The following is an 18787-nucleotide window of genomic DNA, read 5'->3' as shown; positions in this document are numbered from 1 at the left end:
CCCAGACCGTTCGCAGATCACGGTTCGCGTCCTAAGGGTCATTGCCTATTTTTTAAGCGACTGCGTGCCAGCATGGGCTCATGACGCTGACCACCCGCCTCCTAGGCCTGGCCTTCGCTTCCGCCGACACGCTGGTGGAGGTGGACCCGAAGGGCGTGGTCGCCTTTGCGATCGGCGCGGGCGCCGTGGCCGGCGAGGACGCGGGCGCAACCTGGACCGGCCGTCCCCTGCTCGATCTGCTGCACGACGGCGCCTCCACTCTGGCGGCTTTGCAAGACATGAAGCCCGGGGTGCGCATTCCGGCGACGTCAGTCCTGGTGTCTGCCGGGCCTAATCGCGTGCGTCGCGCCTCGTTCCGCGCCTTCGTGCTGCCGCAGACGGCGCCGGCCGTCTCCTGCGCCATCTCCTACGAAGGCCCGGCCTTTGCGCTGGAGGATCTGGAGACCCGACCGCTTCTGGAACCGGAAGATTTCCTAGCCGACGCCGGGCGCGTGCTGGAGTCCAATGCCGACCTGGCCCTGTCCTTCCTCGACATTACCGGGTTGGAGAATGTCACCGGCGACGCCGCCGACCGTCTCAACCGCCGCATCGAGGCAACACTGCAATCCGCCGCCGTCGAGGGATCGAGCGCGTCGCAGGTCACCGGCGTCCGCTATGCCCTGTTGCGCCCAGCCAACGACCGCCGCGACATCGCCGCCGAGATCGTGGAAGTGGGGCGCGCCGAAGGTCTTGCTCTCGAAGCCGAAGCCGTCAGCTCGCCGGTCCCGCCGGGGTCAGACACCTTGTGCGTGCTGCGCGCCATGCGGTTCGCCATTGAGGGCTGCCTGAGGGGCGACGGTCTCGCCAATCCGCAGATCGCCTTCGCGGACTCCCTGAAGCGCACATTCCGCGACGCCGAGACCTTCCGCAGCGTGGTCAAATCGCGTGAATTCCAGGTCCACTATCAGCCCATCGTCCATCTGGATTCTCGCGCCGTCCATCATTTTGAGGCCCTGACCCGCTTCAACGGCAACAGCGGTCCCGCCGACGCCATCCGCATGGCGGAGGAGTTGGACATGATCGAGTCCTTCGATCTCGCCGTGGCGGAGAAGGTCTTGAAGCGTATGCGCCAGCCCGGCGCGGGTCTGCTGAAGATGGCGATCAACGTCTCGGGCGCTTCGCTCGGCGACGACAACTATGTCGAACAACTGCTGCGCATGACCGCCACCGCGCCCGATGAACGGCGCCGCCTGATGGTCGAGGTGACTGAAACCTCCGCCGTCTCCGACATCGAGGCCGCGGATCGCCGTCTGGCCGCATTGCGCGAAGCGGGCATCAAGGTTTGCATCGACGACTTTGGCGCAGGCGCTGCCGCTCTTGATTATTTGCGTCGACTGTCCGTGGACTCGGTCAAGATCGACGGGGCCATCGTGCGCGACATCGAGACCGATCAGCGATCCAAGGCCATGCTGCACAGCATTGTCGAGATGTGCCGCTCCATGAAGCTGGAAACCATCGCCGAAATGATCGAGACCGACGGCGTCGCGACCGAACTCAAGGCGGCAGGCGTCGACTATGGCCAGGGTTGGCTGTTCGGCCGTGCAGAGGCCGAACCGCGCACGCAACTGTCCAATCCCTCGCTCGTCCGCCGCAAGGGGGCCGTCGAAGCCTGGGGCTGACCAGCGACAGCCGTCAAAACTCGATCATGCGCGTGAGCTTCAGCGCATCCAGAAAATCCACGTCGTGGCTCACCACGATCAAGGCGCCGTCATAGGCGCCCAGCGCCTCTTCGACCGCCGCGATGGCGTCCAGGTCGAGATGGTTGGTCGGCTCATCCAACACCAGCAACTGCGGCGGCGTCGCGCCCGTCATGACGCAGGCCAGACCCGCCCTCAGCCGCTCCCCGCCTGACAGGTCGCCGACCCGGCGCTGCGCCGCCGTGTTGCGAAACAGGAACCGCGCCAGTGCCGCCTGGGCGTCATTGACCGTCCCTTGCGGATTGAGCCGCAGCCAGGCCTCGACCAGCGTTTCGTCCGGGCTCAGGATCTTGACCTCCTGATCCAGCAGCACCGCACGCACAGGCCGATCGACGGTCCCCGTCGTCGGTTGCAGATCGCCGGTGATCAGCCGCAGCAGGGTCGTCTTGCCCGCGCCGTTCGGTCCCGTGATCGCGACCCGTTCCGGCCCGACCAGATTCAAATCGACCGGCCCCACGATCGTCCGCCCTTCAGGGGTCACCCAGCCGGCTCGATCCAGCGCCAGCACCGTCCGTCCCGTTGGCAGGCCAGTTGTCGGCATCGAGATCGCCAGCGTCGGAGTCCGCTCCACGCGCGCTTGGGCTGAGGCCAAGGCGTCCTGCGCGGCCGCGGCCTGACGTTCGGCCAGCAAGCCGCCGCGCCCGCCCGTGTTTTCAGCGCGCTCGGCCCGTGCGCCTAGCAGGATTTTCGGCATATCGCCCTTGGCGGCCTTGCGACGGCCGGCGGCGTCGCGGCGCGACTGGGCCTCCGCGCGCTGCTGGGCCTCGACGCCGACACGCGCCAGGTCGCGTTGAGCTTCGGCCAGATCCCGCGTCGCCGCCTCGCGTTCCAGCGCCTTTCGCTCGACATAGGCGTCATAGCCGCCGCCGTAGCTGGCGACACCCAAGCTCGACACCTCAAGGATTCGGTCCATGCGGCGCAACAGGTTGCGATCATGGCTGACCACCACGACCCCGCCGTCCCAACGCGCGATGACATCGGCGACCAGCGCCCGCGCTTGCGCATCCAGATGATTGGTCGGCTCGTCCAGCAGGATCAAATCGGGCCGGGCCAGCCTCAATCCCGCAAGGCGCAACCGCGTCTGCTCGCCCCCACTAAGACTTGAGGTCAGGCGTTCGCGATTGAGGTCAGGCAGCCCGACGTCTCGCAAGGCCTCGTCCAGACGCGTCTCCAGCGTCCAGTCGGCCTCGGCGAGATCTTCAGCCGTTCCTTGCCCCGCCAAAACCCGCGCCAGGACAGCCAGCGCCGCTCCGACGCCGAGGGTTTGAGCGACGGTTTCATCAGGCGCTGGCTCATAGCGCTGATCCAGGACGCCGATCGTTCCGGTTTGCGCGACAGCCCCTTCAGCCGGCGCGGCGTCGCCCGAGATCAGGCGCAGCAGCGTGCTCTTGCCCGCGCCATTGCGACCGACGATGCCGGTTCGCTCAGGCCCTACCGTGAGGCTCAGATTGTCGAATAATGTGGCGCCGTCCGGCGTCTTAGCGGCGACCTTGTCGAGTGTCGCGAGTGCGGACGGGGACGCGTTTCGGCTTGGGCTGGTTGGCATTGAGGATCACAAGCAGCATGGCGGACAGGGCGGAACCGGTGGCCAATGCGATGATCATGATCGTCAAACCTTCTGCAAAACGCGTCAGAACAAGGAGGATGGGTCGTAATCCCGCAATGCGCAAGTCTGGCGTCGAACACGGCCGCGTGAGAAGCTTCTCTTTCAGGAGACATCCATGAAGCCCGTCATCACCCTCGCCATCGTCGCCACCCTGACATCAGCCGCCTGCGCGACAGCGCCGGATGCGCCTTTGTCAACGCCGAACTACGCCGCCGTCCCGACGCAGGCGCCGACACGACACGCGCATCTGTATGCGTCATGTCTGCATCAGGCCGCCGCTGCGGGAGCTTATCGGCGCACTGACGATGGGGATGGAACAGAGCTTTTGCTGTTCACCTGCACCGGCGAGCCCGCCACCGCCTTCGCCGCCGCGCTCGCACCTTGGAGCGACAAGATCGGATCGGTGTTCCAGCGTGACGGACGCACCTTCCGCTCGACCGCCAAGGTGCAGGCCGATCTGTTCGGCGTTGACTACTGCTCGACCGATGCGACAGGCGACGATGCGGTTTGCGTCCTGTCGTTCAACGCTGGCGACTTCCTCGACCAATAGGCCTGCCACGGCTAGACCAGCCGTCATGCAAACCCGTTTCCGCATTGACGACCCCGCCGGCGCCGCCGCGCGGCGCGAGGCCGCCGTCCAGCGCCTGCGGGACGAAACGGGCATAGACGAAGCCATGATCGACGCCCTGGTCGAAGGCTTCTACGCCCGCGTCCGCGACGACGCCCTGATCGGCCCGATCTTCGCGGACCGGATCACCGACTGGGCGCCGCACTTGGCGCAGATGAAGCTGTTCTGGTCGTCGGTCGTCCTGTCCACCGGCGTCTATCAGGGCCGCCCGATGCCGAAACACCTGCCCCTTCCCATCGATGCGCGGCATTTTGATCGCTGGCTGGCGCTGTTCGCCGAAACTGCGCGTGCCCTGTGCCCGCCCATTGCCGCCGACCACTTCATAGAACGCGCCCGCCGCATCGCCGAAAGCCTTGAACTGGGTGTCGCCAACGCCAGCGGCGTACTTCTGGCCAAGGGCGAGCGTTTCTTGCGCCCCACGCAATCGTGGACGCCCGAATGATGCGTCAGCCGCAATGTTCCTACATTGTTCTTGCTTCAATCACGCAATTCGTCCCCATATAGCGATGTCGCGCCGGACCCGCCGGCCCTCCTCCGCGTTCTCCGGACAGCATGACCGAAAAGCACAACTTCATCCGCGTTCGCGGCGCCCGCGAGCATAACCTCAAGGGTGTGGATCTCGACATTCCGCGTGAGCAGCTGGTGGTGATGACCGGCCTGTCGGGGTCGGGCAAATCCTCGCTGGCGTTCGACACCATCTATGCCGAAGGCCAGCGGCGCTATGTCGAGAGCCTGTCGGCCTATGCCCGCCAATTCCTGGAGTTGATGGGCAAGCCGGACGTGGATCTGATCGAAGGCCTGTCCCCGGCCATCTCCATCGAACAGAAGACAACGTCCAAGAATCCGCGCTCGACCGTCGGCACGGTGACGGAAATCCACGACTATATGCGCCTGCTGTGGGCGCGGGTCGGCGTGCCCTACTCGCCGGCGACCGGCCTACCTATCGAGAGCCAGACCGTCAGCCAGATGGTCGACAAACTGGTCGCCCTGCCTGACGGCGAACGCATCCTGCTGCTCGCCCCCGTCGTTCGCGGCCGCAAGGGCGAGTACAAGAAAGAAGTCGCCGAGTGGCAGCGCCAGGGCTTCCAGCGGCTGAAGATCGACGGGCAATTCTATCCTATCGATGAAGCCCCGACGCTGGACAAGAAGTTCAAACACGACATCGACATCGTCGTGGACCGGATCGTCACCAAGCCGGATCAGGAAGCCCGCTACGCCGACAGTCTACAGACGGCGCTGGGTCTGGCCGACGGCATCGCCAACGCCGAATGGGCCTCGACCGCCGAGGGCGAGACGGCGCCCCGCTCCATCCTGTTTTCCGAACGGTTCGCGTGCCCGGTGTCGGGCTTCACGATCAGCGAGATCGAACCGCGACTATTCTCGTTCAACAACCCCTTCGGCGCCTGCCCGGTCTGCGATGGCCTGGGGGTCAAGCTGGCCTTTGATGCCGATCTGGTGATCCCGGACCGCGACAAGACCCTGCACAAGGGCGCCGTGGCGCCGTGGGCGCGTGGGCCGTCGCCGCTCTACACCCAGACGCTGCAGTCGCTGAGCCTCCACTACGGCTTCTCAATGGACAAGCCGTGGCGGGATCTGCCCGCCCAGGCGCACAAGGCCATCCTGCACGGCACGGGATCGGAAAAGATCAAGTTCGTCTATGACGACAATGCCCGCAAATACGAGGTCTCCAAGCCGTTCGAGGGCGTGCTGCCGAACCTGGAACGCCGCTGGCGCGAGACTGACAGCGCCTGGGTGCGCGAGGAACTGGCCCGCTATCAGTCCGAGACGCCCTGCGACGCGTGCCACGGCAAGCGGCTGAAGCCCGAGGCCCTGGCGGTCAAGGTCGGCGGCGAGGACATCTCCGACATCTCCACCCTGTCGATCTCCAAGGCCTATCTGTGGTTCTCGACTCTGGAAGAGAACCTGACCGAAAAGCAGATGGAGATCGCCCGGCGCATCCTGAAGGAAATCTGCGACCGTCTGCGGTTCCTGAACAACGTCGGCCTGGACTACCTGAACCTGTCGCGATCCTCCGGCACCCTGTCGGGCGGCGAGAGCCAGCGCATCCGCCTGGCGTCGCAGATCGGCTCGGGTCTTACCGGCGTCCTCTATGTGCTGGACGAGCCGTCCATCGGCCTGCACCAGCGCGACAACACCCGCCTGCTGGAAAGCCTGAAGGGCCTACGCGACCTCGGCAACTCGGTCCTCGTGGTCGAGCATGACGAAGAAGCCATCCTGACCGCGGACTATGTCATCGACATGGGCCCGGCCGCCGGGGTTCATGGCGGCCAGGTCTGCGCCGAGGGCACGCCGGCCCAGGTCATGGCCAACCCCAAGTCCCTGACCGGCAAATACCTGACTGGCGAGCGCGAGATCGAAATCCCCGCCGAGGGTCGCCGCCCCATCAACCGCAAGCGGATGCTGAAAATCAGCGGCGCCAGCGGCAACAATCTGAAGAGCGTCACGGGCGAAATCCCGGTCGGCGTCTTCACCTGCATCACCGGCGTCTCGGGCGGCGGCAAGTCCACCTTCACCATCGAGACCCTGTACAAGGCCGCCGCGCGTCGGCTGAATAATGCATCGGAAGCCCCTGCCCCGTTCGACCGGATCGAAGGCCTGGAGCATTTCGACAAGGTCATCGACATCGACCAGTCGCCCATCGGCCGCACGCCGCGCTCGAACCCCGCGACCTACACGGGCGCCTTCGGGCCCATTCGCGACTGGTACGCCGGCCTGCCGGAATCCAAGGCGCGCGGCTACGGCCCCGGCCGATTCAGCTTCAACGTCAAGGGCGGGCGCTGCGAAGCCTGCCAAGGCGACGGCGTCATCAAGATCGAGATGCACTTCCTGCCCGACGTCTATGTCACCTGCGACGTCTGCAAGGGCAAACGCTACAACCGCGAGACGCTGGAGATTGTGTTCAAGGGCAAGTCCATTTCGGACGTACTGGACATGACGGTGGAAGAGGCCGCCAGCTTCTTCAAGGCCGTGCCCCCGATCCGTGACAAGATGCTGACGCTGGAACGCGTGGGCCTGGGCTACGTGAAGGTCGGCCAGCCGGCGACCACCCTGTCGGGCGGCGAGGCCCAACGGGTCAAACTGTCCAAGGAACTGTCGAAACGCGCAACGGGCCGCACCCTCTACATCCTCGACGAGCCGACGACCGGCCTGCACTTCGAGGATACGCGCAAGCTGCTCGAGGTGCTGCAGGAACTGGTCGAGGCCGGCAACACCATCGTGGTGATCGAGCACAATCTCGATGTCATCAAGGTCGCCGACTATCTGCTCGACTTCGGTCCCGAGGGCGGTGACGGCGGCGGCGAAATCGTCGCGGTGGGCACGCCCGAACAGGTCGCGGACAACAAGGCAAGCTGGACCGGCAAATACCTCAAGGAGATGCTGGATCGGCACGAGGACCGCCGCAAGGCGCGCGTGGCGGCCCTGGGCGGTTCCCTTGATGCTCCGGCAAAGAAGAAAAGGGTGAAGGCGTCGGCTTGAGCCGACGCCACTTTTTTCCTTAGCGCGGCTTCAGCGCCGCCCAGGCCGCTGCGAACGGCGCATAAAGCACTGCGAATTGAAGCGCCGCGATGAAAGCGCTGACGATCGAGGACACCAGGATCGCTGGCCAGGCCTGCATCAGGATCTGACCCAGGCTTTCCCCATCGAAACGGGCCAAGGTCTGGATGCCGCCGGTAGCCAAATCCGCCGCAGCGCCGATTATCATCCCCAAGATGCTGACGATAAAGTACATGACGATGGCAATCACGGCCATGCCGAGCAGCGACCAGAAATGCCCCTTGGTGGCGGCGAACGATTCCACGATGGTGATCTTGCGGCGATCGATCGTCATCGCCACCGCAAGGCTGAGCTTGATCGCCAGCCAGACGATCAGGGCGAAGACGGCGAAGATCAGGAGCACGCCAGCCAAAATCAGCAGCGCCTGACCCGACGCCGCACCGAAACCGATGGCCGCGCCGACCACCATCGTGCCGACGCCCGACGACAGACCGATAGCCAGGCTGACGATCAGACTGACCGCCAGAACACGGACCTCATCCATGCCGAGGCGCAGATAGCCCCACGACGACTCGTCTGGCCGCAAGACCGAGCGCGCCACCGCCGCGCTCAGCACCGCGCCGACCAGCAGGCCGATGGGCGCGGCCCAGATCAGGGCTCCGGCATAGGTCTGACCCAGTGCCTGAAACTCCGCCATCGACGGGTTGGCCGACTGTTCCAGCGCTTCACCCGCGGCCATCAGGCTGGCCCACTTGTCGGCGCCAAGGCCGAACATGGCGATATAGACGGCCAAATACACCAAGCCCCAAGCGACCGCGACAATCGGATGCCGACGAACGACCCGAAAGCCTTCGAAGGCCGCGTCGGTGGCGGAAAAACTCATGACAACTCCGGGAGCAGATTCGCGGCGCACCCTAGCGCATACGCAAGCCTACGTCCCGCACCGCCGCCGTCATGGCATCCTGCGTTTCATCGCCTCAGTTCGCGGAGGCGATCGTCCAGTCCGCGATCTGGGTGTTGATGTCGCGGGTCGCCGTGTCGAAGGCTGCAACGATGGCGGACACGCGGTTGTCGCCGGCAGGTTGGGTCACGGTGAACACCCGCTCGACCGAGCGCCCTTCCTCGGGACGGATGGTCCCGCCGCCCGCGCGCCGTTCCGGGGTGGAGCGCAGCTGCGCCCGCGCGGTCACGACGACATCCGGCACGGCGCCCGGCGCGGCGTATCGCGCCTCGAACGTCGTGACCGTGACTTGCAGGATCAGCGGCGGCGTTCCCGGTTCGCGACGACCCAGCACGCGAATGCGATCGGCTCGGTTGGCGAAGGCCGCCTTGAGGCTGTCGTCGAACAGGGTCGAGGCCGGCGACACCCAGCGTGCGCCGCCGATGTAGGCCGTCTCTAGCCCCGTGACGCCCAGGATCTTGTCGTCGCCGGTCGCCTGCGGGAACTCGATACGGCGGATCGAGACCGTTAGAGGCGCAGGCGTGTCGCCCACCGCCGACGGCGCGGCCATCGGCAGGCCGAACCGATAGTTCTGCACCGGGTCCGGCGAGGACAGCAGCGCGCATCCGCTCAGCGCGGTCAGGACAGCGGCGGACGCCGCCAGTCGAAGGACAGGACGAAGGATCACGGCTGCACCTCCAGCTCTTTGGATTTGGGACGACCGATGAAGTCGCGCGGGCTGGCGCGGACATCGTCGATCAGGGATTGCAGTGACCGAGTGGCGTCCTGCAGTTCTTCGATCGTGCCGGTCAGCTGCGGCAGGCTGGTCGTCGCAAAGTCACCCAGCGGACGCTCCAGACCCGTGATCGAACGGTTGGCCGAGGCGATCGCCGTGCGGGCCTCCGCCGTCGCCGAGTTGATGTTGGCGATGGCCTGGCGGCCGTCCGTATTGATGATCTGACGCGTGTCTACGGCCAGGGCCTGATATTCCTTCACCGCCGCGTTGGCGTTGGTCACGGCCTCTTCCAGCTGCTGGAAGATGGCCTTGCGGGCTTCCAGTTCGGTCGTCAGGGCCTCGACGTTCTTCACGCTGGTGGAGAAGCTGCGGATATTGTCGTCGGACATGACGCGGTTGATCCGGTTCAGCGCATCCACGGTCTGGGCCAGCACCGTGCCCGAACCACTCAACAGTTCGGCGATCGGCGACGGCTGGCTTTGCAGCACGGGCACGACATTGTCCGGATACTGCTCTTTCAACAGGGCGCTGTTGGGCGAGCCGGCGGTGATCTGGATGTAGTTCAGACCGGTGATGCCTTGCGGCTCCAGCTGCGCGCGCGAGGTCACGCGCACCGGCGTCGTGCCGTCCACGCGGACACGGGCGATGACCTGGTCGCCGCGCTTGGTGTCGATGTTCAGGTCGGTGACCTCGCCGACGCGGATGCCGTTGAAATGCACCTCGCCGCCTTCGGACAGGCCGTTCACCGGCCCATAGAAGACGATGTCGTACATGTCGTAGTCGCTGTTGAACTGCAGCCGGGCCAGCCAGATGGTGAACACCGCCAGGGCCGCCAGAAGGGCGACGGTGGCGATGCCGACGGCGGCGTAATGTGCGTCTCTTTCCATGATCCGCTCTCCTCAGGCGGCAGACTTGGTGGCTGCGCGTCCGCGCGGCCCCAGGAAATACTCTTTGATCCACGGGTGGTCGGAGCCTTCCAGCTCCTGCACCGTGGCCTTTTCCACGACCCGCTTGTCCGCCAGCACCGCCACCTTGTCACAGATGGCATAGAGCGTATCGAGGTCATGGGTGATCATGAAGACGGACAGACCCAGGTCGTCCGCCAGTTGCCGGATCAACTCGTCGAACGCGGCCGCCCCGATGGGGTCCAGGCCCGCCGTCGGCTCGTCGAGAAACACCAGCTCGGGATCCAGCGCGAGCGCACGCGCCAGGCCGGCGCGCTTCTTCATGCCGCCCGACAGTTCGGCGGGCTTCAGGTGGTGGTGCTCGGGCTTGAGGCCGACCATGGCGATCTTGAGTTCGGCTAGTTCATAGATGATCGCCTTGGGCAGTTTGGTGTGCTCGACCAAGGGCGAGGCGACGTTCTCCAGCACGCTCAGCGACGAGAACAGCGCGCCCTGCTGAAATAGGATGCCGGTGCGGCGCTCGATGTCCGCCGATTGATCGTCGGTCAGGGTCGCACGGTCGTAACCCAGCACCTTCACCGACCCGCCCTCGGGCTCTTTCAGTCCGATGATGGTGTTCAGCAGTACGGTCTTGCCCGCACCCGACCCGCCGACAACGCCGAGGACTTCGCCGCGCACCAGGTCGAGGTCCAGGTTCTCGTGGATGGTGCGCTCGCCGAACTGGCTCAGCAGGCCGCGCACCTCGATCAGGTTTTCTGGCGCCTCGGTCATATGTTCAGCTCCAGGAAGACCAGGGCGAACACGGCGTCCAGGAAGATAATGGCGAAGATGGCCTGGACCACGGCGGCCGTCACGCGCCGGCCCAGGCTTTCGACATCACCCGCAACGGCCATGCCCTGACGGCAACCGATGGCGGCGATCACCAGGGCGAAGACCGGCGCCTTCACCAACCCGACCATCAGGTGCTGGGCCATGGTGCCGTCCTCGACCAGCCGCTGGAAGAAGAAGGACGGGCCGAGGTTCAGCGAGCTCCAGCACACGACCAGACCTCCGATAAGCCCGCCGATCATGCCCATGAAGGTCAGCAGCGGCAACATGATCACCAGCGACGCGACCCGCGGGATCACCAAGGCCTGGAATGGATTGACGCCCATGACCTGCATGGCGTCGACCTCCTGGTTCATCCTCATCGACCCGATCTCGGCCGCAAAGGCCGAGGCCGAACGTCCTGCCAGAAGGACCGAGGCGATGACCACGGCGAACTCACGGAACATGGCGACGCCGATCAGCTGAACCGCAAACACCTGGGCGCCGAAGTCGGTTAGCAAATCCACGCCGATGAAGGCGATGACGGCGCCGATGAAGAAATTGGTGATCATGACGATCGGAATGGCGTCCAGCCCGGCGCGCTCGGCCTGACTGACCCAGGCCGGCCAACGGATGCCGCCGGGATGTTTGGCGGCTTCCACGACAGCAGCCATCAGCCGACCCAGGAAGGCCAGCGACAACATGGCCTCGCCGCCGAAATCGTAAACGCCGCGCCCGATCTTGGCGAAGGTGCGCACGAAGGCGCTGGGGCGTTTCGGCGCCGGGGCGCTCTGGCGCTCCAGCAGTTCGATCATGTGATAGATGCGACCGGCCTCCGGTCGGTCCTTCCACTGGCTCTTGGAAAGGCGGCCGCTTGAGGCCTGCACAAGAGCCAGCGCGCCGGCGGTATCGAAGCGACCGAGATCGGAGGTGTCGATGCTGGCGATATCGCGGCCTTCCAGATCGCGGCTCAGTTCCGTCGGCAGACGACCCAGCGCCGTGGTCGTCCAGTCGCCGGTCAGGCGCAGACGGGCCTCGCCATCTCTATCGACGATTTCGTATGCGGCCGTGTTCATCGCGCCCCTGAAGACCGGTCTGACATCGCGATTTTCCCCTGACCCTCTGAACAGACAGCCGAAATCTCTGCCGCGCTAATGGTCAAGCCGGCATTCGATGTCAACGCGCGATGACATTCGCGCGGATGTTTGTCGATCGACCGTGTCGAGATCGCCTCCCCCGATGAAACGTCCAACGGTCACGCTGGCGCTGATGCCAAACGCGGCCGAACGGGATTCGTTCTCGCGTCACCTCATACGTCGCCGCACGGCCGCCAGATCCTCAATGAACAACCGTCTCGCCTCGGACTTCGCCGTCTCGTCCGGCAGACGCAGCAGATAGGAGGGGTGAACCGTCAGTACGGCGGTCGATCCATCGCTCAGGTCGATCGGCGCGCCGCGTTCCTGCATCACGGCCGGCTTTCGACCCAGCAACGCCAGACCCGCCGTCGCCCCAAGGGCCAGCACGACTTGCGGCTTGATCAGCCGGCGTTCAGAGTCCAGCCACCAACGGCAGGCCTCAACCTCGCCCGCGTTCGGCGTCTTGTGCAGGCGACGCTTGCCGCGCGGCTCGTGTTTGAAGTGCTTTACGGCGTTGGTGACATAGACGTCGGATCTATCAATGCCGGCCTCGGCCAAGGCTGCGTTCAACACCTGCCCCGCCGGCCCGATGAAGGCGCGGCCTGCCAGATCCTCCTGATCGCCCGGCTGTTCGCCGACGATCATCAGACGCGCCGACTTCGGCCCCTCCCCGCACACGCCCTGCGTCGCATCGCGGTAAAGCGGGCAACGGCGACACGCCTGAACGCCGCTGGCGACGTCGTCAAGATTTTGAGGCACGGCCTCGGCGTCGGGACGCGCCAGATGCAGGTCTGGCGCGACGGCGCGCGCGAAACGCGGATTGGGCTGAGGCGACGGCGTAGCGACCATGGTCTCGGTTCGAACCGACGAGGCCGCGACCAGTTCCGGGATCAGGGCGGCTTCCGGCAGGTTCTTCCAATAGGACTTGGCCATCTCTCCCTGCATCGCCTTCACCTTCAGCCGCGCAGGATTGAAGGTCGAGGCGTAGTAGGTCTTCCAGAAATCCTCGATCTCGTCTTCGGCCGGCGCCATGTCGCGGGTGGCTGGCGGGCCGAACCGCAGGGCTTCTCCATCCCAGAAGGCCGAACCATCCGGCGTCAGGATCGACCAGCGCATGGTCGTGAACCGCCGTTGGAAAAACGGCGCGGTCTTTTCCAGAACCCGATGCGGCGGCTCGAACCACGCCACCCAAGCCTCGCCCAGATCATCATGCACCTGGCGAAAGCGAACGAAGGCCTTCATCTTGTGCGAAGCGCGGCTGACGTTCTTGACCCGCTCCAGTGCGTCGGCGACGTCCCAGTCCGAAATGATTTTGATCAGGTCCGGCTCATCCTTCAGCCGCCATAGCAGCCGGTACATCAGATCGAAACGGTCAGCGGATCGATGCAGGATCAGGTTCTGGGCCAGATCCACGAACTCTTTCGGCACGTTGAAAGCTCTGCGCTCATCCGGCGTCGGCGACGCCTCTTCGGCAATCGGCTGATCGAAAAGCCCGCCCTGTTCCACCGCCCCCGCCACGACGAACCGCGCCGCTGCGGGCTCCACACCCGCCAATCGAAACGCGCGCGCCGCCTTCCGCCAGCCGTCGAAGTCGGTCTCACCGTCCAGCGTCGCCACCGCCATCAGAACAGGCTCAACTGCTCGGGCGTGCGGCTGGTCACGCGCGCCTTGAGGTCCGCCGCATCCGTCAGACCGCCTGGCGTCCAGTCCAGCGCCGTAATGAAGGGCCGGATCTTCGCCACCGATCGCGTCAGCCGTCCGACATCCTCCAGCCGCAGGGTCCGATAGCGGCGCACCGCGACGATCCGGTCCACCGCCTTCACACCCAGCCCGGGCACCCGCAGCAGCATTTCGCGCGGCGCACGGTTCACATCGACGGGAAACTGCTCGCGCTTGTTGAGAGCCCAAGCCAGTTTGGGGTCGACCGCCAGATCGAGCATGCCGTTCGATGCCCCCTCGCCGATCTCCGGCGCGGAGAAGCCATAGAACCGCATCAGCCAATCGGCCTGATACAGCCGATGCTCGCGCATCAACGGCGGCTTGGACAGCGGCAGGATCGAACTGGAGTCCGGGATCGGGCTGAACGCCGAATAATAGACGCGACGTAGGCCATAACCGCCGTAGAGCGAGGCGCTGCGATCCAGAATTTCCGTATCCGGCGCGCCGTCGGCGCCGATGATCAGCTGCGTGCTCTGGCCGCCCGGCGCGAACTTCGGCGGCTTGATCTTTTCGCGTTTGGCCGGCTTGGCCGCCTCGACGCCCAGACGCACCTGGCTCATCGCTTTCTTGATGACCCCGACGTCCTTTTGCGGCGCCAGTCGCGCCAGCGTCTCGTCGCGCGGAAGTTCGATATTGGCCGACAGGCGATCGGCATACAGCCCCGCCATCTCCACAAGCTTCGGATCCGCCTCCGGGATCAGCTTCAGATGAATATAGCCCCGGAAGTCGTGGACTTCGCGCAGCGTCTTGGCCACCAGGACCAGTTGCTCCATCGTATAGTCGCCGGATCGAATAATGCCCGACGACAGGAACAGGCCCTCGATATAGTTGCGCTTGTAAAAGTTGAGCGTCAGGTCGACCACCTCGTCGACATCGAACCGCGCGCGCTCCACATTCGACGACACCCGATTGATGCAATAGGCGCAATCGTAGATGCAGAAGTTGGTCAGCAGGATCTTGAGCAGACTGATGCATCGACCGTCCGGTGTATAAGCGTGGCAGATGCCCATCCCCTCGGTCGAGCCGATCCCCTTGCCGCCGACGGAGTTTCGTTTCGACGTTCCCGACGACGAACATGAGGCGTCGTACTTGGCGGCGTCAGCCAGAACGGAAAGTTTTCGACGCAGATCGAGTCGGGCCATCGTTCATGATACGTTCCAGAACGATGTTTGGTCCAGCGTTACCGTTTTCTTTTTTGAAACGACGACTTAACGTAGCAGATTAAGCAGCGACGTGCTCTTCAGCGAGTTGATGATCTGGGCCGAAGCCTCGATCGCCACCTGCGCCATCTGCAGATCGGTGATCGCCCGTGCCGGATCATAGCCGGACTTGTCCTGCATCATCTTCTGCAGGGCCGTCTTCTGATTTTCCTGGGCGTCCAGCGCCGTCTCGACGTGGTTCTGGATCAGACCGTTTTTGGCCGTCTGGTTCGTCAGTCCCGCATTCGCCTTGTCCAGTTCGCCCATCTGCGCCTTCAAAAAAGCGGTGACGTTGGCGTCCGGCTGTCCCGTCAGCGTGCCCGCGCCGGCCGGCGTATAGGTCACGCCGCCGACGGTCACCGCAGTGCCGTTCTGGAAGGCCTGAATGTTGCGGAACACCTCAGTCAGCGGCCCGCCGATCTCGCTGGCCAGAAAGCCGGTCTCGACCGTGGTCTTCTCGTCGATGCGCGACTTCTGCTTCAGGGTGTCGTTGGCGAAGGTCGCGGCGGTGGACGGCGCCGCCGTCAAATCGGCCATGGTTGCAGCCGTGGCGGGAGCGATGTCGCTTTGGCCGCCCGCAAACAGATAGGAGCCTTGGTGTTCCGAATTCAGTCCACCCTGCACCGTCTGATAGTTCAGACCGAGCTCGACCATCAGATTGTCGATCCGCCCGGCCGCCAGGCTGTTTGCAATGGCCTCGCGCGCCGCATTGCCGCCTTCGTAGATGCGGCTCATAGCCAGATCCTGAGCGCTCAGCCGCGCCTTCACGGCCTCGCCAGTGGAGATGAAGCCCTCCAGTCGCGCCTGGGTCGATGTCAGGCTGGTCAGTTGCTCGGCGCCTCGGCCATAGCCGGACATGTCGGTGGCGATCTTCTCGCTGTCGATCCGCTCCTGCGCCTGCTGCGCGCGGCCCTGCGCGTTCATCAGGCTGAGCAAGGCCGACTGGTAGTTCCCGTGGGTCGCGACGCGCGTCATTGCAGGATTCCGATCAGTACGTCGTACATGTCCTTGCTCGCCTGGATCAGGCGCGCAGAGGCGTTATAGGCTTGCTGGAAGGTGGTCATGTTGACCAGTTCCTCGTCCATATTCACGCCTTCGGCCGAGGTGCGGCGGCTGTCCGCCTCCTTGGCCAGGGCGCTTGCCGTTTCGCTGCGGGTCTTTGCGGCCGAGGCCTTGCCGCCGATCTCGCCGGCGAAGTCCGCCGCATAGGACGACAGGGTCTTGGTCCCGCCGGCATTTCCGCCGGCTGCCGCGAAGGCGACGTTCTTCTTGCCCACATCCCCCAGCGCCAGGCCGCCGCGCCCATCGTTTTTGCTCAGCGCCGGCGTCCCCGCCGCGGCCGACAGGTTCAGCTGCGCCAGGGCCAGCTTTCCGGGGTCCTGCTGGATGTCGCTGCGCACCGTATAGGCGCCCGCCCGCGTCGATCCGGTCGCGCCCAGGCCGAACAGTTGCGACATCGAAACGCCGGACGGATCCTGGGTCGTATTGTCCTTCACGACGCTCATCGACGTCGCCGACGGGTCGTAAGCCTTGAAGGACAGCTTGCCTACCGCATCCAGGCTGAAGGCCCCGTAGCGGCCGACGCCGGTGATGGGATCGTTCAGCGCGCCCAGCATCTCGCCCATCGTGCCCGTCCCGGCGGGCACGGACACGGTGATGTCGCGAAGGCGCGCGCCGGACGGACCGGCAAAGCGCAAGGTCAGGCTCTCGCCCGGATCGAATCCGTGCTGAGACGTCAGGGTCAAACCCGTGTCGTAGAAGGTCGGCGTGGTCGTAGTGACCAGGTCGTTCAGCCCGAACCAGTGCGAAAATCCGCGCCCGCCCTTCGTGCTGGGCGATGTCGCATCGTCGGCGATGGCCACGCCGTTTCCGGCCGCCCCGTCCAGGCGCAGCTGGCCGTCCGAGAAGCTCGCCGTCGCTGTGCCGCCCAGCTGGGCGTTCAGCACGCTGAGGAAGGTGGTCGGATCGGCGCCGGCGCCGTTGATCGTCATCGTACCGCCGGAAAAGACGATCCGGGCCGAGGCCTGCACCACGCCCGACGCATTGACCGTCGAGATGGTAGTCGTGCCGGTGAAGCCGGTCAGGGCGTTCTCCAGCGACTGGCCGGTGTTGCGCCCCGTCAAGGTGGTCGGTGCAGGAACGCTGCTGTTTGCGTTATGGGCGCGGTTCAGTTCGTCCGCGAGTTTGGCCGTCAACTCACCCAGGCGCGCGGCGGCCGCTGGCGCATCGACATCGCGCATCTCGACCAGACCCCGGATCTGACCGGACGACACGCCGTCCAGCAGCGGCCAGCGCGTGCCGCTAGGCTCGGTGATCATGATGTCGGAGAAGGCCGTCATGGCGTCCACGGTGCCGGCCGCGTGGTACGACAGCGTCGCAGCCCCCTCGCCCACAAGAGTGGTCCCGGTATTCGTGCGCAGGGTGACGCCGCCGTTGGAGCGGGCCTCGACCTTCACATCCAGATATTTGGACAGTTCGTTGATCAGGCCGAGCTGAGCGTTCTGGGCGCCGGTCACGTCCTCGTTCGTCACCGTGCCGGCGGCGATGGTCTTGTTCAGCTTGGCGATCTGTTCCAGCAACGGATTGACCGTCTCGACCGCGCTCAGCAGCCGGCCGTCCGCCTCCTGACGCGCCGACTGGATCTGGGACGCGATGCCGGCGGCCTGATTGAAGATCGCCTGGGTCTTGTAGATGGTGTCCTGACGCCCGGCCGATGATGTCGGGCTTTCGGCCAGGGTCGCATAGGTGGCGAACAGCTTGTCGACCTGGGCGAAGAAGTTGCTGTCGCTGCTGGGATCGCCGAACTGGTTCTGGATCTGGTCGTACAGTTCATAGCGCACGGTCTGGCGCGCGGCGTCCGACCCGGCGCTGAGGCTGGCCGCCTGCAGGAAACGGTCTGTCGCCAGACGCACCCGCGTGAAGTCGACACCCGAACCATAGCCATTGGTGACGGCGGCCGACTGATCGGCGACCTTGCGGATGTATCCGGGCGTATCAACGTTGGCGATATTGTCGGCGGTGACACGCAACTGCGACTGGGCGGTCTTCAGCCCCGACGTCGCAATGTTCATGATCGAGTTCAGCGACATTGACGCGTCTCCCCCGCCCTACCCGGCAACCGCTGCATCGCGACGCGCAGTTCTTGCCCAGCCACGCGCCACGCCCGCTCGCACAAAGCGTTGTTTTTACACAGGATCGTTGATCGGGCGGCCGTCATGATGGAAAAGACGCGCAAAGGTCGGGCCAATCGGATGCCGGCAACCCGCGGGTTGACGATCGGCACCGCGCGACGCCGGGCAAAAAGTGGCGAGAGCGCGGCAATAACGACCGCCGCCCTTCGACGCCTCAGCCCTCAAGGCCAGGTTTCGCATTGTTTTTGCTGAATTATTTTCTTGGCCCGACCCTTGCGTCGAGGGTGGCGAACTCTTGGGCGCAGCAGGCGCCGTCGTCGCTCCTTACGAAAGCCGCTGCGCTTCAATGTCCACCGCTTCCGCCCTGTTCGCGCCTGCTGCTCCGGTTTCGACCGGACCGTCGGCTGCCGCCCCGGGCGCAGAGGCCGTCGATGCGGGTCTGTTCTCCAGCAAGGTCGCCGACGCGCTGAACGCGGGCGTCCACGGCGCGCCGGTCGAACGGATGACGCCCGGCCGTCTGACGGGCGCTCGGTCGCTGGGCCTCACCACGGCTCAAGCCGTGACAACCGAGGCAGACGGGATCGGCCCGAGCCAGGCAAACGACCCCATCACGCCGACATTGGGCGAGAGCGTTGATGAGACCTTTGAACTGGACGTGCAGCCGCCAGCTTCCGATGAGCGCGCCATTGCATCGGAAGAGGCCGCGAAGGATGAGGCCGTCACAAGCG

General features: G+C 65.2%; 14 protein-coding genes. 4 read left to right on the top strand and 10 right to left on the bottom strand.

Annotated features, from left to right (window positions below):
- Nucleotides 1-80 precede the first annotated feature (80 nt).
- Complete coding sequence (locus DT343_RS02770; RefSeq protein WP_112861662.1) at nt 81-1658, top strand: EAL domain-containing protein; 1578 nt, start codon at nt 81-83, stop codon at nt 1656-1658.
- A gap of 13 nt (nt 1659-1671) precedes the next feature.
- Here DT343_RS02770 and DT343_RS02765 read toward each other — a convergent pair whose 3' ends face one another.
- Entirely contained in the window at nt 1672-3282 is a 1611-nt protein-coding gene (locus DT343_RS02765) for an ABC-F family ATP-binding cassette domain-containing protein (RefSeq protein ID WP_112861661.1), read from the bottom strand.
- Nucleotides 3283-3457: 175 nt separating this feature from the next.
- Between DT343_RS02765 and DT343_RS02760 the strand changes: the two genes are divergently transcribed.
- The 3 genes from DT343_RS02760 to uvrA all read left to right on the top strand — a co-directional run bounded on the left by DT343_RS02760 (nt 3458) and on the right by uvrA (nt 7468).
- Nucleotides 3458-3892 (top strand): hypothetical protein, encoded by a 435-nt coding sequence (locus tag DT343_RS02760; RefSeq protein WP_112861660.1) that lies wholly within the window; start codon nt 3458-3460, stop codon nt 3890-3892.
- A 25-nt stretch (nt 3893-3917) separates the two neighbouring features.
- Nucleotides 3918-4412 (top strand): group III truncated hemoglobin, encoded by a 495-nt coding sequence (locus DT343_RS02755; RefSeq protein ID WP_112861659.1) that lies wholly within the window; start codon nt 3918-3920, stop codon nt 4410-4412.
- Nucleotides 4413-4522: 110 nt separating this feature from the next.
- Nucleotides 4523-7468 (top strand): excinuclease ABC subunit UvrA, encoded by a 2946-nt coding sequence (uvrA, locus tag DT343_RS02750; RefSeq protein WP_112861658.1) that lies wholly within the window; start codon nt 4523-4525, stop codon nt 7466-7468.
- 19 nt (nt 7469-7487) lie between these two features.
- Here the strand turns inward: uvrA and DT343_RS02745 are convergent, their stop codons facing one another.
- The 9 genes from DT343_RS02745 to flgK form a co-directional block, all read right to left on the bottom strand.
- A complete protein-coding gene (locus DT343_RS02745; RefSeq protein ID WP_112861657.1) occupies nt 7488-8369 on the bottom strand; it encodes a hypothetical protein in 882 nt (293 codons plus the stop codon).
- A 94-nt stretch (nt 8370-8463) separates the two neighbouring features.
- A complete protein-coding gene (locus tag DT343_RS02740; protein ID WP_066551978.1) occupies nt 8464-9114 on the bottom strand; it encodes an ABC-type transport auxiliary lipoprotein family protein in 651 nt (216 codons plus the stop codon).
- Complete coding sequence (locus DT343_RS02735; protein WP_039246448.1) at nt 9111-10049, bottom strand: MlaD family protein; 939 nt, start codon at nt 10047-10049, stop codon at nt 9111-9113. Before DT343_RS02735 ends, DT343_RS02740 begins: the two co-directional genes overlap by 4 nt.
- Nucleotides 10050-10061: 12 nt before the next feature.
- Nucleotides 10062-10838 (bottom strand): ABC transporter ATP-binding protein, encoded by a 777-nt coding sequence (locus DT343_RS02730; protein ID WP_112861656.1) that lies wholly within the window; start codon nt 10836-10838, stop codon nt 10062-10064.
- A complete protein-coding gene (locus DT343_RS02725; RefSeq protein ID WP_112861655.1) occupies nt 10835-11950 on the bottom strand; it encodes an MlaE family ABC transporter permease in 1116 nt (371 codons plus the stop codon). Before DT343_RS02725 ends, DT343_RS02730 begins: the two co-directional genes overlap by 4 nt.
- Before the next feature lie 228 nt (nt 11951-12178).
- Entirely contained in the window at nt 12179-13633 is a 1455-nt protein-coding gene (locus DT343_RS02720; protein ID WP_112861654.1) for a UdgX family uracil-DNA binding protein, read from the bottom strand.
- The gene (locus DT343_RS02715) at nt 13633-14871 is read right to left on the bottom strand and encodes a putative DNA modification/repair radical SAM protein (RefSeq protein WP_112861653.1); all 1239 of its coding nucleotides are present in this window, start codon (nt 14869-14871) and stop codon (nt 13633-13635) included. The genes DT343_RS02720 and DT343_RS02715 overlap by 1 nt, the downstream gene beginning before the upstream one ends.
- A gap of 66 nt (nt 14872-14937) precedes the next feature.
- Nucleotides 14938-15903, bottom strand: coding sequence for a flagellin (locus tag DT343_RS02710; protein ID WP_066623110.1), 966 nt, complete (start codon nt 15901-15903; stop codon nt 14938-14940).
- Nucleotides 15900-18017, bottom strand: coding sequence for a flagellar hook-associated protein FlgK (gene flgK / locus DT343_RS02705; protein ID WP_112861652.1), 2118 nt, complete (start codon nt 18015-18017; stop codon nt 15900-15902). Before flgK ends, DT343_RS02710 begins: the two co-directional genes overlap by 4 nt.
- Between the last annotated feature and the right edge of the window lie 770 nt (nt 18018-18787).

The sequence above is a fragment of the Brevundimonas vesicularis genome (assembly GCF_900445985.1).
GTDB lineage: Bacteria > Pseudomonadota > Alphaproteobacteria > Caulobacterales > Caulobacteraceae > Brevundimonas > Brevundimonas vesicularis_D.
Note: the sequence above shows the minus strand (reverse complement) of the source record. Positions and strands in the feature narration are given on the sequence as shown.

Excerpts from the sequence above, each read along its gene's own strand:
- DT343_RS02770 (WP_112861662.1), top strand. The coding sequence starts at position 81 with ATGACGCTGACCACCCGCCTCCTAGGCCTGGCCTTCGCTTCCGCCGAC.
- DT343_RS02765 (WP_112861661.1), bottom strand. The coding sequence starts at position 3,282 with ATGCCAACCAGCCCAAGCCGAAACGCGTCCCCGTCCGCACTCGCGACA.
- DT343_RS02760 (WP_112861660.1), top strand. The coding sequence starts at position 3,458 with ATGAAGCCCGTCATCACCCTCGCCATCGTCGCCACCCTGACATCAGCC.
- DT343_RS02755 (WP_112861659.1), top strand. The coding sequence starts at position 3,918 with ATGCAAACCCGTTTCCGCATTGACGACCCCGCCGGCGCCGCCGCGCGG.
- uvrA (WP_112861658.1), top strand. The coding sequence starts at position 4,523 with ATGACCGAAAAGCACAACTTCATCCGCGTTCGCGGCGCCCGCGAGCAT.
- DT343_RS02745 (WP_112861657.1), bottom strand. The coding sequence starts at position 8,369 with ATGAGTTTTTCCGCCACCGACGCGGCCTTCGAAGGCTTTCGGGTCGTT.
- DT343_RS02735 (WP_039246448.1), bottom strand. The coding sequence starts at position 10,049 with ATGGAAAGAGACGCACATTACGCCGCCGTCGGCATCGCCACCGTCGCC.
- DT343_RS02730 (WP_112861656.1), bottom strand. The coding sequence starts at position 10,838 with ATGACCGAGGCGCCAGAAAACCTGATCGAGGTGCGCGGCCTGCTGAGC.
- DT343_RS02725 (WP_112861655.1), bottom strand. The coding sequence starts at position 11,950 with ATGAACACGGCCGCATACGAAATCGTCGATAGAGATGGCGAGGCCCGT.
- DT343_RS02720 (WP_112861654.1), bottom strand. The coding sequence starts at position 13,633 with ATGGCGGTGGCGACGCTGGACGGTGAGACCGACTTCGACGGCTGGCGG.
- DT343_RS02715 (WP_112861653.1), bottom strand. The coding sequence starts at position 14,871 with ATGGCCCGACTCGATCTGCGTCGAAAACTTTCCGTTCTGGCTGACGCC.
- DT343_RS02710 (WP_066623110.1), bottom strand. The coding sequence starts at position 15,903 with ATGACGCGCGTCGCGACCCACGGGAACTACCAGTCGGCCTTGCTCAGC.
- flgK (WP_112861652.1), bottom strand. The coding sequence starts at position 18,017 with ATGTCGCTGAACTCGATCATGAACATTGCGACGTCGGGGCTGAAGACC.